The 12,692-nt window shown below is 65.7% G+C and carries 12 protein-coding genes; 9 read left to right on the top strand and 3 right to left on the bottom strand.

Going from position 1 to position 12,692, the window contains the following annotated elements; genetic code table 11:
- Window positions 1-22: 22 nt before the first annotated feature.
- The gene (locus BN1124_RS18310) at window positions 23-1,276 is read left to right on the top strand and encodes a glutamate-5-semialdehyde dehydrogenase (protein WP_042644262.1); all 1,254 of its coding nucleotides are present in this window, start codon (window positions 23-25) and stop codon (window positions 1,274-1,276) included.
- 156 nt (window positions 1,277-1,432) lie between these two features.
- Window positions 1,433-2,068 carry a murein L,D-transpeptidase catalytic domain family protein gene (locus BN1124_RS18305; RefSeq protein WP_042644260.1) on the top strand — a complete coding sequence of 212 codons (636 nt, stop codon included), beginning with the start codon at window positions 1,433-1,435 and terminating at the stop codon, window positions 2,066-2,068.
- A 233-nt stretch (window positions 2,069-2,301) separates the two neighbouring features.
- On the opposite strand, the gene BN1124_RS18300 is transcribed toward BN1124_RS18305, so the two are convergent.
- Entirely contained in the window at window positions 2,302-2,733 is a 432-nt protein-coding gene (locus BN1124_RS18300) for a universal stress protein (protein WP_042644258.1), read from the bottom strand.
- A gap of 202 nt (window positions 2,734-2,935) precedes the next feature.
- On the opposite strand from BN1124_RS18300, the gene BN1124_RS18295 reads away from it, so the two are divergent.
- Window positions 2,936-3,673: a hypothetical protein gene (locus BN1124_RS18295; protein WP_042644256.1), complete on the top strand. Its 738-nt coding sequence runs from the start codon at window positions 2,936-2,938 to the stop codon at window positions 3,671-3,673.
- Between the two features lie 33 nt (window positions 3,674-3,706).
- Here the strand turns inward: BN1124_RS18295 and BN1124_RS18290 are convergent, their stop codons facing one another.
- Together BN1124_RS18290 and BN1124_RS18285 are read right to left on the bottom strand one after the other, a co-directional pair.
- Window positions 3,707-3,814, bottom strand: a complete 108-nt coding sequence (locus BN1124_RS18290) for a hypothetical protein (RefSeq protein ID WP_042644254.1) — start codon at window positions 3,812-3,814, stop codon at window positions 3,707-3,709.
- A gap of 4 nt (window positions 3,815-3,818) precedes the next feature.
- Window positions 3,819-4,325 (bottom strand): RNA methyltransferase, encoded by a 507-nt coding sequence (locus BN1124_RS18285; protein ID WP_042644252.1) that lies wholly within the window; start codon window positions 4,323-4,325, stop codon window positions 3,819-3,821.
- A 320-nt stretch (window positions 4,326-4,645) separates the two neighbouring features.
- On the opposite strand from BN1124_RS18285, the gene BN1124_RS18280 reads away from it, so the two are divergent.
- The 6 genes from BN1124_RS18280 (at window position 4,646) to BN1124_RS18255 (ending at window position 12,549) form a co-directional block, all read left to right on the top strand.
- Window positions 4,646-7,300, top strand: a complete 2,655-nt coding sequence (locus BN1124_RS18280) for a nitrate reductase (protein ID WP_042644250.1) — start codon at window positions 4,646-4,648, stop codon at window positions 7,298-7,300.
- 173 nt (window positions 7,301-7,473) lie between these two features.
- Window positions 7,474-8,232, top strand: coding sequence for a uroporphyrinogen-III C-methyltransferase (gene cobA / locus BN1124_RS18275; protein ID WP_042644248.1), 759 nt, complete (start codon window positions 7,474-7,476; stop codon window positions 8,230-8,232).
- A gap of 128 nt (window positions 8,233-8,360) precedes the next feature.
- Complete coding sequence (locus tag BN1124_RS18270) at window positions 8,361-8,945, top strand: ANTAR domain-containing response regulator (protein ID WP_042644246.1); 585 nt, start codon at window positions 8,361-8,363, stop codon at window positions 8,943-8,945.
- A gap of 433 nt (window positions 8,946-9,378) precedes the next feature.
- Window positions 9,379-10,737, top strand: a complete 1,359-nt coding sequence (locus BN1124_RS18265; RefSeq protein ID WP_042644244.1) for a CmpA/NrtA family ABC transporter substrate-binding protein — start codon at window positions 9,379-9,381, stop codon at window positions 10,735-10,737.
- Window positions 10,738-10,751: 14 nt separating this feature from the next.
- On the top strand, window positions 10,752-11,693 hold the full coding sequence (locus BN1124_RS18260; protein WP_042644407.1) for an ABC transporter permease: 942 nt from the start codon (window positions 10,752-10,754) through the stop codon (window positions 11,691-11,693).
- Window positions 11,694-11,727: 34 nt separating this feature from the next.
- Window positions 11,728-12,549 (top strand): ABC transporter ATP-binding protein, encoded by an 822-nt coding sequence (locus BN1124_RS18255; RefSeq protein ID WP_042644242.1) that lies wholly within the window; start codon window positions 11,728-11,730, stop codon window positions 12,547-12,549.
- Window positions 12,550-12,692: the final 143 nt, after the last annotated feature.

The raw sequence follows: 12,692 nt of genomic DNA, 5'->3' as shown, positions 1-12,692 counted from the left end.
CGACAGATCAAGGGATCAAGCTATGAGTCTGGAGAAAATGGGGCAGGCGGCCCGAGAAGCCGCCTACCAGCTGGCCACCGTCAGCACGGCGCAAAAGAACCGGGCGCTGGCCGCCATCGCCGATGAGCTGGAGGCGCGCAGCGGGCAGATCCTGGCCGCCAACGAGAAAGACATAGCCGCGGGCCGTGAGGCGGGGCTCTCCGAGGCCATGCTGGACCGATTGCTGCTCAACCCGGCGCGCCTGGCCGGCATAGTGGCGGACGTGCGCAAGGTGATAGTGCTCGACGATCCCGTCGGTGCCGAGATCGACAGCCGGGTGCTGGAGAACGGCCTGCGTCTGTCCCGCCGCCGGGTGCCCATCGGCGTCATCGGCGTCATCTACGAGGCGCGTCCCAACGTCACCATCGACATCGCCAGCCTCTGCCTCAAGACCGGCAACGCCAGCATATTGCGCGGCGGGCGCGAGACCTTCCACTCCAACCTGGAGCTGGTGCGGGTGATCCAGGCCGCCCTGGCCGCCTCCGGCCTGCCGGCCGAGGCCGTGCAGTACATCGACAACCCGGACCGGGCCCTGGTGGGTGAACTGCTGCGCCTCGATCGCTATGTGGACATGATCATTCCCCGCGGCGGTGCCGGGCTGCACAAGATGTGCAAGGAGAACAGCTCCATCCCCGTCATCATCGGGGGTTTTGGCATCAGCCACGTCTTCGTGGACGAGAGCGCCGATCTGGCGCGATCGCTTTCGATCATCGACAACGCCAAGGTGCAGCGCCCCTCCGCCTGCAACGCCCTCGACACCCTGCTGGTGCACGAGAAGGTGGCCGCTCGCCTGCTGCCGCAACTGGTCAGCCTGATGAACGAGCGCAAGGTGACCCTGGTCGCCAGCCCTGATGCCATGCCGCTGCTGGCGGGGGCCGATCAGCTGCGTGCCGCCGGGCCGGAAGATTTCGACACCGAATGGCTGGGGCTGACCCTGGGGGTCCGGCTGGTGGCCGACGTGAACGAGGCGCTGGCCCACATGCGCGAACACAACGCCGGTCACTCGGACGCCATCCTGACCAACGACCTTGCCAATGCCGAGCGTTTCGTCAACGGTGCCGGCTCGGCGGCCGTCTATGTCAACGCCTCCACCCGCTTCACCGACGGCGGCCAGTTTGGTCTGGGTGCCGAGGTGGCGGTATCGACCCAGATGCTGCATGCCCGCGGCCCCATGGGGCTGACCGAGCTCACCAGCTACAAATGGGTAGGCGTGGCGGACTATCTCAGCCGTGCTTGAGCCAGGCTGTTTGGCTTGCATTGAAAATGCCGACTCGCGTCGGCATTTTTATGGTTTTTTATTGCGGCCTATCAGGGGCTTGCATATAACTATCCAGCAAGCAGTGGCGATATTTCGGACACTCGGCTACCAGCCAGAACGGGAGCGACTTCAAGGATGAAGCACACAGACTGGATTGCCCGACTGGGTTGGCTCTGGTTGAGCCTGCCTTTGCTGCTGGGGGCGCTCTGTTTCAGCGGCGCCAGCCACGCCAGCTGGGATCAGGATCTCTACCGCCAGCTCGGTCTGGCGGGCAAGCTCGACAAACAGGTATTTCGCAAGGCTCTGCAGGGTTATCAGCGGGTGCAACACAAGCGAAAACCCATTCTGACTATCATCGACTACAGCAAACCCTCTACCCAGCGCCGGTTGTTCGTCATCGACGTCAAGCGCCACAAGCTGCTCTACCACACCTGGGTCAGTCACGGCCGCAATTCGGGGGAGCTGGCCGCCCGCCAGTTCTCCAATCAACTCAACTCCAGACAGAGCTCCCTCGGGGTCTATCGCACCGCCGAAACCTATCAGGGCAAGCACGGCTACTCGCTGCGCCTCGATGGCCTGAGCCCGGGCCAGAACAGCAATGCCCGCAAGCGCGCCATCGTCGTGCACGGAGCGGACTATGCCAGCCCAAGGCACCTGCAGAAATATGACAAGCTGGGCCGCAGCTGGGGATGTCCCGCGCTGCCGAGGGAGCAGTCGAGGGCCATCATCGACCTTATCAAGGGGGGCAGCGTCATCTACGCCCACGGCTGAGAACCTGTCCACGATCTTACTGCAAGGCCGTGATCAAGGCTCATGTGCTGCTCGCTTATGTGAAACCAAGGGCTCATTTATGTCTATAAACTCCGGTTCCTGCGCTGCTCTTTACCTTGCTGACGACCTCTCGTCACAGCTCGTGAACAGATTCTGAGGCGAGCGCCCCGTGGCAATCAATAACAAGAAGGCCAGCAAACGCTGGCCTTCTTGTTTCGGTCGGGGGTTAGCTGTTATTTGCGCACCACCAGCACCGGGCAGGGGGCGTGGCGCACCACGGATTCCGCGACGCTGCCCACCAGCAGGTGGCTGATGCCGGAGCGGCCATGGCTGCCCATGACCACCAGATCCACCTTGTCCTCCTTCGCCTGCACGACGATCTCGTCGGCGGCGCGACCGAAGCGTACCTCGAAGGTGGCGGGGATGGGCAACATGGCGACCAGCTCCTTGAGCTGGGTCTTGGCCTGACGCTCCATCTCGTGGGTGATCTCGATGGCGGTCATGTGGAGGATCTTGTAGCTGTCGAAACCGTGCAGTTGATCCACCACGTGGACCAGCTTGAGCTCGGCCTGATGACTCTTGGCCATGAAGACGGCATAGTCGAGTACGGCCCTGGACATCTCGGAGAAATCGACGGGGCAGAGTAGTGACTTGATGGTTGGCATGATGAGACTCCTCGCTGATTGGGTCACTAATGAATCTTACTGTCCATAGTACCGATCGAGGCGGCAAATACCCTCGACCCGCTCGCAAAACGGGGAAAAGATAGGAGCCGGTGCGAGAACTTCCTATGATGTGTTAAGGCTTTAACGTGCCGGCCTCCTGTGATCCCTCGCAGAGGACGCCGCCACCGAGGAATACTGGTACATGGTTCGACCGCTTCTCCTGCTGTGCTGTCTGCTGCTCGCCGGGCCCATCCGGGCCAACCTGATACATGTCTATTGCGATGACTGGCCCGGCTTCTGCCAGGCCGATGGTCATGGCGTCTATCTGGACATAGTGCGCGCCATCTATGAGCCGCAGGGTTATGGCATCCATCCCCATATAGTGCCCTACAAGCGGGCGCTGGCGGTGGTGGCGCAGAAAGGCGGCGACATGGCGATGGGGGTCTATCAGGGGGAAGTGCCGGGAGTACACCAGCCGGATTATCCGGCCTCGGCCGATGATGTGACCGTGCTGATGCTGCAGAAATGGCGGTCAGAGTGGCAGGGAGAAGAGAGCCTGCGGGATCGGGATGTGCTCTGGCTGCGGGGCTGGGCCTTCGACAAGTTCATCCCGGTGCCGATGCGCTGGTATGAGATAGACAGCCACGACATGGCGCTGCAACTGCTGGCGAAGGAGCGCTATCGCTACTACCTGACCGCCGGAGTGCTCTATCCGAAGGGGGAGATCCCCTCCGACATGACCAGGGTCTTCCTGCGCTGGGTGTCGACCTATCCCATCTTCGCCGATACGCAGCAGGGTCGGCATCTGCGCCAGCTATGGGATCCCGGCATGATCAAGTTGCTGCGACGCGGCACCCTGGCCGAGATATACAGGCGCAACGCGCTCTACGACTACTATCGTGACTTCGTCAAAGAGCAGGAGAAGCGCGCGGGGAAATAACCCCGTTGCCGGGCTAGCTCCCTTATCTGCTCTTTACTCGTGTTCCTTATCTCTCAGGCGCTTGGCCAGCCGATCGCAGAGGATCACATTGACCGAGGCGGCCAGATTCATGCAGCCCTTGGGTATGGCCACGTAGATCACCTCCCTACTTGCTCCTCAGCTGTTTGGATAGCCGATCGTAGAGGATCACGTTGACCGAGGCGGCCAGATTCATGCAGCCGCGGGTCGGCACGTAGATCACCTCCTTCACCGCCGCGAAGCGGGCGGGATCCAGGGTGCCATCCTCGGGGCCGAAGATGTAGAAGGCGCGTTCCGGGTGTACATAGTCCGGCAGCGAGGTGGCGCCCTCGATGAGATCCACCAGCACAGGGGTGCAACCCGGGGGCACGAACGCCAACAGATCGTCCACCCCGAGCAGGGGGATCTTCTCCACCATCTGTTTGGTATCGGTGGCGAAGCGGCGCGCCAGTTCGAAGCGGCTGCCGGTGTAGTAGACCTCGTCTGCCCCGTAGCAGCCGGCGGCCCGCATCACGGCCCCCACGTTCTCCGGGGACTTGGGATTGACCAGCCCGATACCGCAATAGCCGGCGTCATCGCGCCGTTCCGGCCCCTCTTCGTGTTGCAGCAGGCATTCCTGGTCTGACTCTTTCATCTCGCTCTCCTCTGTGGCGGCCGCATTATACCCCCGCCGCGCCGTTTGCCCATGACTGCCCTTGCTCATGAGCCCGCCGCGCCTGGGGCGGGCCCAACAAGGGGGCACCTGCACCGTCCCGGCGCACTCCCTCGGCCCTGGCCGCCGTCCCGACGTGCTTTGCATCTTGGCGCAGGCTTTGCAGTCACCCTTGGACAAAGTGAACATGGCTTATCTGGACAAAGGCGTCCGTCCCCCTGGGGGGCTGACGCTTTTTTTTATGGGCCATGACAATGGGCTGCCCGCGATGAACGGGCGGCCGGGCGATAAGGAGCGAGGGAATGAAGACCACCTGTGCCTATTGTGGAGTGGGGTGCGGCATCCGGCTGACGCGGGAGGGGGATGGCTGGCAACTGCAGGGGGACGAGGAGCATCCGGCCAATGGCGGCGCCCTGTGCGTCAAGGGGGCCAGCCTGCTGGAGAGTCTGGACTTTCCCGATCGCCTGCTCTATCCGCGCTGGCTGGGGCAGCGCATCGGCTGGGAAGAGGCCCTGGATACCCTGGCCAGCCGCTTTGCCGCCATCCTGGCCGAATCCGGGCCCGAAGCCATCGGCATCTATCTGTCTGGCCAGCTCACCACCGAGGATTACTACGTCGCCAACAAGCTGATGAAGGGCTATCTCGGCAGCGCCAACGTGGATACCAACTCCCGGCTCTGCATGTCATCGGCGGTGGCGGCCCACCAGCGCGCCTTCGGCGAGGATCTGGTGCCCGTCTGCTACGAGGATCTGGAGCTCGCGGATCTGGTGGTGCTCACCGGCGCCAACACCGCCTGGACCCACCCCGTGTTGTTTCGTCGCCTGCAACAGGCGCGGGCGCGGCGCCCCGAGCTCAAGCTGGTGGTGCTGGATCCGCGCCGCACCATGACGGCGGAGCAGGGGGACCTGCACCTGGCGCTCAAGCCCGGCAGCGACGTGGCGCTGTGGAACGGGCTCTGCCGTTACCTGCTCGATAGCGACGGCTGGGACAAGGATTACGTGGCGCGCCATGTGAGCGGCTTCGAGGCGCTCGCGGCGGCGCTGGACGATCCCGCCTGGCAGCTGGAGGCGGTGGCGCAGAGCTGCGGCCTGGCTCGCGGCGATCTGCTCGGCTTCTACCAGCTGTTTGCCCGCACCCCCAAGACGGTCAGCCTGTTCTGCCAGGGGATCAACCAGTCCAACCAGGGGGTGGACAAGGCCAACGCCATCATCAACGCCCATTTGCTGTGCGGGCGCATCGGCAAGCCGGGGGCGGCCCCCTTCTCCATGACGGGGCAGCCCAACGCCATGGGCGGGCGCGAGGTGGGTGGGCTGGCGACCCAGCTGGCGGCCCACATGGGCTTTGGCGAGGCCGAGTGCGATCGGGTGCAGCGCTTCTGGCAGAGCCCGACCATAGTGCGCGGCCCCGGCCACAAGGCGGTCGAGTTGTTCGAGGCGGTGCATCGGGGGGAGATCCGCGCGCTCTGGGTGCTCGGCACCAACCCGGCGGTCTCCCTGCCCGATGGCAACCGGGTGCGCGAGGCGCTGGGCCGCTGTGAGCTGCTGGTGGTCTCCGAGGTGACCGCCAACACCGACACGGCGCGCCTCGCCCACCTGCTGCTGCCCGCCGCCGCCTGGGGGGAGAAGAGCGGCACCGTCACCAACTCGGAGCGCACCATCAGCCGCCAGCGCGCCTTCCTGCCCCTGCCGGGGGAGGCCAGACCCGACTGGTGGGCGCTGACCCAGCTCGCCCGTCGGCTCGGCTTCGGCGAGGGCTTTGCCTATGAGCACGAGCACGAGATCTTCTGCGAGCACGCCGCCCTGTCGGGCTTCGAGAACGAAGGGCAGCGCCAGTTCGACATCTCCGGGCTGGCCAGCCTCAGCCGGGACGAGTTCGAGGCGCTGACGCCCCTGAGCTGGCCGGTCAACGCCCGCTGGCCCCGGGGCCGTGCCCGCCTGTTCGAGGATGGCGTCTTCCCTACCCCGGATGGCCGGGCCCGCCTGTTGCCCCTGGCCCAGCTCTTCCCACCCGAGCCAAAGACTGTGCCGCAGCCGGAGGGAGCCTCTCCACGGATCAACTCCTTGTCATACGGCACTTTGCTGCTCAATACCGGCCGGCTGCGGGATCAGTGGCACACCATGACCCGCACCGGCCACGTGCCGCGGCTGCAGGAGGCCGAGCCCTGGCCCAGGGTGCGGCTCGGTGCCGCCAGCCTGCTGGCGCTGGGGCTCAAGGAGGGGGATCTGGTGCGCCTCTACAACGAACTGGGGGAGGCGCGGCTGCTGGTCGGGCTGGACGAGGGGCTGCGGGAGGGGGAAGCCTTCCTGCCCATGCACTGGACCGACAGCCAGTGCAGCCAAGGGGCGGTCAATCGGCTCATCGCGGCCACGGTGGATCCCCTCTCGGGTCAGCCCATGTTCAAGCAGGGGCGGGTGCGGGCCGAGGCGCAGCCGACCCGCTGGCAGGGGCTCTGGCTCGGTCGACAAGACTGGGACGAGCCGGTGGACTGGTGGGCCAGGCGCCCCCTGCCCGAGGGCAACTGCACCCTGCTGGCCTCCTGGTCCGACACGCCGGAAGCCCGGTGGCAGCGGCTGGCCACCCAGGGGCGCTGGCTGCGGCTGCCGCTGGCGTCGGGCTGGCTCGCCGTGGCGTTGGCCGGGGATCGCATCGACGGCCTGCTGCTGGTGGGGGAACGGCGCCCGAGTCTCAAGATAGAGCTGTTGGCGAGCCTGCTCGGCACCCCGCTGCAGGCGGGGGGCCTGAGCCAGACCCTGAGTGCGGCACTGCAGGGAGAGAGCCGGCTGATCTGCTCCTGCCTGCGGGTGTCCGAGCGTCAGATAGTCGACGCCATAGTACGGCAGGGGGTGAGTGAACTGGCGGGGCTGCAGGCCCTGCTCGGCTGTGGCAGCAACTGCGGCACCTGTCTGCCAGAGATCGACAAACTGTTGATACAACATGTTTTTATCGCCTCCGCTTAAGAACCTGTACAGGATCTTACTGCGAGGCCGTGATCAAGGCTCATGTGCTGCTCGGAATCCTCACGTATGTCTATACGCTCCGGTTCCTGCGCTGCGCTTCACCTTGCTGACAGCCTCTCGTTACAGGTCGTGAACAGGCTCTAAGGACGGGGCAGAAACACAAGGAGTGTGAGATGAGCCATATCAGTCTGGTAGGGGCCGGTCCCGGCCCGCTCGAGTTGTTGACCCTGCGTGCCCTGCAGCGACTGGAGGCTGCGGAGGTGGTGGTCTATGACCGCCTGGTGGGCGCCGAGATCCTGGCCCGCATTCCTCAGGGGGCGGCCCGCTTCGACGTGGGCAAGCGCTGCGGCGAGCCGAGCCCGAGCCAGGAGCAGATCAACGCCCTGCTGTTGGCGCTGGCCCGCACCGGCAAGCGGGTGGTGCGGCTCAAGGGGGGGGATCCCCTGGTGTTTGGCCGCGGTGGCGAGGAGGCACTGCACCTGGCCCGTCACGGCATCGAGGCCGAGCTGGTGCCCGGCATCACGGCGGCCCTGGGCTGCGCCGCCAGCAGCCTGATCCCTCTGACCCACAGGGGGCTGGCCCGCTCCCTGACCCTGGTCACCGGCCACCTGATGGACGAGCGCGACTATCAGGGTTGGCAGGGGCTGACCCGGGCCGGCCACACCCTGGTGTTCTACATGGGGCTGGAGCGGGCGGCCCGGATCCGGCAGGGGCTGCTGGCGGCGGGGGCCTCGGGAGCGCTGCCGGTGGCGCTGGTGGTGGCCGGTTGCAGCCCCCGACAGCAGGTCCATGAGACCAGCCTGGACGGGTTGGAGCAGGCTGCCAGGGCCCTGCTCGGCCAGAGCCCTGTGCTGATGATCATGGGGGAGGTGGTGCGCCTGCGCGCCGAGCTGCAGGGCCTGCTGACCCAGGGGCTGGATCGGGTGGCCTGAGCCGCTCTACCCCCACTACCTCCAGAGGAATAAAAAGGAGGTAGATTCAAATAGTTGGCGCTCATGTTGCGTGATTGGCGATAGACAATGCCGGCAGACAAGCCGGCTCGCCGTTGGCAAGGAGCGCCATGACCATTCTCACCCCAGGGAGCCACTGTGGCCCCGTTTCTCGCCTGCTGATCCACGCCGACGATCCGGGCCAGGCCAACCGTCTGGCCCTGCTGGTCAGCCAGTACGGACATCAACCCAGGATCCTCGATGCCCGCCAGCTGTTGACCCCGGACGGGCAGGGGGATGCCCTGCTCATCAGCTGTCGCCGGTTCGACGCCGAGCTGCGGCTCGGCCTCTCCCTCTGGCCCGACTTGCCGCGCCTGCTGTTCTGCGAGCGGCTCGGGGGCGAGGCGCAGCAGGCCTTGCTGCAGCAGGGGGTGCTGCTGGTGCCCCACCCCTGCGGGGAGAAGGAGCCGGTGGAGCAGTGGTTGCGACTGGCCCGCAGCCAGCTGGCCATGGTGCAGGCGCTGGCCCAAACCGAGAGCGAGCTGCGGCAGAAGCTGCTGGAGCGGCGGCTGATCGAGCAGGCCAAGGGGCGCTTGATGCGCCACCAGGGGCTGGACGAGGAACAGGCCTACCGGCTGATGCGCAGCACCGCCATGAGCCGCCACCTGAGTCTGGGGGAGCTGGCACGGCAACTGCTGCTGGCCCTGCCCGCCTGAGAAGCTGTTCACAATCTTACTGCGAGGCCGTGATCAAGGCTCATGTGCTGCTCGGAATCCTCATTTATGTCTATAAACTCCGGTTCCTACGCTGCTCTTCACCTTGCTGACAACCTCTCGTGACAGATCGTGAACAGGTTCTGAGGGAGCAGGCAAACCGTTTTGGTGCAACGGCGCCTCATTGAGGCGCAGAAACGGGCAGGGGAGGCGCCGCTCGGCCGCTCGGGGCGCGCCATCAGCGGCTCGGCCAGGTTGGCACGGAAAGTGAATTACTCAGAAGACAACGCGCAGTGATGAGGCCAGCAGGCCTCTCACCCGCAACAGGGCAAAGAAGCCTCACCGATCCCGGATCGGTGGGGCTTTTTTTTGGTCGCGACGCTGCAACGAGGCAGGGGCGCGATCGCCCGGACAGGGAACCGAGCGAGGGAATGCAATGAACAGACGACAAGGATGTACTGGGTTGCTGCTGGGGATGTTGTCACTGCCGGCGCTGGCCGCGGTGGGGGCGCCCGAGCAGGAGGAGATCAGGCTCGGCTTCATCAAGTTGACCGACATGGCGCCGCTGGCGGTGGCCTATGAGCGCGGCTACTTCGAGGACGAGGGGCTCTACGTCACCCTGGAGGCTCAGGCGAACTGGAAGATCCTGCTGGATCGGGTGATTGACGGCGAGCTGGACGGTGCCCAGATGCTGGCCGGCCAGCCCCTGGCCGCCCACATCGGAATCGGCACCCGGGCCGAGCTGGTGACTGCCTTTGCCATGGATCTCAACGGTAACGCCATCACGGTCGCCAACCCGGTGTGGGCCGCCATGCAGCCGCAGTTGCCCAAGCCGGTGCCGGGCCAGGTGCCAGCCCCGGTGAGCGCCGCCGCCCTCAAGCCCGTGGTGGAGCAATACCGGCAGGCGGGCAAGCCGTTCAACATGGGGATGGTGTTCCCCGTTTCCCCTCACAACTACGAGCTCAGGTACTGGCTGGCGGCCGGTGGCCTCAACCCCGGCTTCTATGCCCCCGGGCTTGGCGACAACTCGGGCCAGCGCCAGGCGGACGTGCTGCTGTCGGTCACGCCGCCGCCGCAGATGCCCGCCACCCTGGAGGCGGGCACCATCGCCGGCTACAGCGTGGGGGAGCCCTGGAACCAGCAGGCGGTCGCGAAGGGGATCGGAGTGCCCGTCATCACCGATCAGGAGATCTGGCGCAACAACCCGGAGAAGGTATTCGGCGTCACCCGTGAGTGGGCACAGCGCCACCCCAATAGCCACATCCGGCTGGTGAAGGCGTTGCTGCGGGCGGCCTGGTGGCTGGATGCGGAGCAGAACGGCAACCGGCGTGAGGCGGCCAAAATGCTGGCGAAGCCGGAATACGTGGGGGCGGACGAGGGGGTGATCGCGAACTCCATGACAGGCACCTTCGAATACGGCAAGGGGGACGTGCGCCAGCTGCCGGACTTCAACGTCTTCTTCCGCCACCACGCCACCTATCCCTACTACTCGGACGCCATCTGGTATCTGACCCAGATGCGGCGCTGGGGCCAGATCCCGCAAGCCCAGCCGGATGCCTGGTTCGAGCAGGTCGCCAAGGCCGTCTACCAGCCCGAGATTTACCGCCAGGCGGCCGAGGCGCTGATCGCCGAGGGCAAGTTCAAGGCGGGGGATTTCCCCGACTTTGCCAGCGAACAGGGCTATCGCGGTCCCCAGGATGGCTTCATCGACGGCCTCATCTACGACGGCCGCCACCCCAACGCCTATCTGCAGCAGTTCGCCATCGGCCTCAAGGGCGATGAGCGGGTGCAATGAGCAAGGAGCGCATGATGCAAAGACACAAGTGGCAACGGATATTGACCCCCTTGGTGCAGCCCCTGCTGGGCGTGCTGCTGTTCCTCGGCCTCTGGCAGTGGGGGGCGAGCCAGGTGCAGACCAGCCTGGGTGCCTTGCCGGGGCCGCTGGCGACCGCCAGCCAGTTCTGGTCCCTTGGCCAGGATCACCTGGCAGAGCGGGAGAAGGCGGCGGCCTTCCTCGAGCGCCAGCAACTGCGCAACGCCGAGCGGCTGGCCGAGGATCCGGCGGCCGAGGTGAAGCTGCGCCCCTATACCGGGCGACCCACCTTCTTCGATCAGATCGCCACCAGCCTGCTGACCGTGCTGTGCGGCTTTGGCCTCGCGACCCTGATCGCCATCCCGTGCGGGGTGCTGCTCGGCATGAATCAGGGGCTCTATCGCGCCGCCAACCCGGTGATCCAGCTGCTCAAGCCGGTGTCGCCCCTGGCCTGGCTGCCCCTCATCACCCTGGTGGTGAGTGCGCTCTACGCCAGCCCCACCCCCTGGCTCGCCAAGTCCTTCCTCACCTCGGCGCTGACGGTGACCCTCTGCTCCCTCTGGCCGACCCTGATCAACACCGCGGTCGGGGTGGCGGGGCTGGACGGCGATTTGCACAACGTCAGCCGGGTACTACGGCTGTCGTTTGTGACCCACGTGCGCCGCATCGTGCTGCCCGGCGCCCTGCCCATGATCTTCACCGGGCTGCGGCTGTCGCTGGGGGTGGCCTGGATGGTGCTGATCGCGGCCGAGATGCTGGCCCAGAACCCGGGGCTCGGCAAGTTCGTGTGGGACGAGTTCCAGAGCGGCGGCGCCTCGTCTCTGGCCCGCATCATGGTGGCGGTGATCACCATAGGCCTCATCGGCTGCGCCCTGGACAGGGGCATGCTGGCCCTGCAGCAGTGGTTGTCCTGGGACAAGCGCCAGGTGCTGCGTTAACAACCGAATCCCTATTCAGGCAGGAGAAGAGCCAATGAAGAGTTATCTGGAGGTAAGCGATGTCGGCATCGCGTTCGAGACGGAGCAGGGGCGCTTCGAGGCTCTCAGCCGGGTCAACCTGCGCATCGCGCGGGGGGAGTTCGTCTCCCTCATAGGCCACTCCGGCTGCGGCAAGAGCACTGTGCTCAACCTGGTGGCCGGACTGCTGGAGCCCACCACGGGCGGCATCATCCTGGACGGGCGCGAAGTGGCGGGGCCCGGCCCCGAGCGGGCCATGGTGTTCCAGAACCACGCGCTGCTGCCCTGGCTCAGCGTCTATCAGAACGTGGCGCTGGCGGTGGGGCAGGTGGAGCCGGATCGGCGGGCGGTGGTGGAGCGGGTCAACTACTACCTCTCCCTGGTGCAGATGGATCACGCCAGCCAGAAGATGCCCCACGAGCTGTCGGGGGGGATGAAACAGCGGGTCGGCATCGCCCGCGCCCTGTCGCTCTCCCCCAAGGTGCTGCTGATGGACGAGCCGTTCGGTGCCCTCGATGCCCTGACCCGGGCCCACCTGCAGGACGCGCTGATGGCCATCCAGGCCGAGCTCGGCAACACCGTCATCATGATCACCCACGACGTGGACGAGGCGGTGCTGCTGTCGGATCGCATCGTCATGATGACCAATGGCCCCGCCGCCACCGTCGGGGAGATCCTGACCGTGGACTTGCCGAGGCCCAGAGACAGGGTCGCCCTGGCGGATGATGTCCACTACCACAGACTGCGCCAGCAGGTGCTGCGCTTTCTCTACGAGAAACAGCGCAAGGTGACCCCCCTCAAGGTGGCTGAGCAGGTGCGCAGCCAGCGCCGGGCCTGATCCCCATCGGATACAAGGAAGAGAGACATGGACAACAAACAGAGACAGCTGGCGGCGGGTAATGGCATGGATGAGCAAGACCATCACGTCAGGTCGTCCTCCGGTGGAGAAGAGAAACAGCAACTGCTGGTGGTGGGCAACGG

It is taken from the genome of Aeromonas eucrenophila, from assembly GCF_000819865.1.
Classification (GTDB): domain Bacteria; phylum Pseudomonadota; class Gammaproteobacteria; order Enterobacterales; family Aeromonadaceae; genus Aeromonas; species Aeromonas eucrenophila.
The sequence above is the reverse complement of the archived record's forward strand: the minus strand, read 5'-3'. Positions and strand labels throughout refer to the sequence as shown.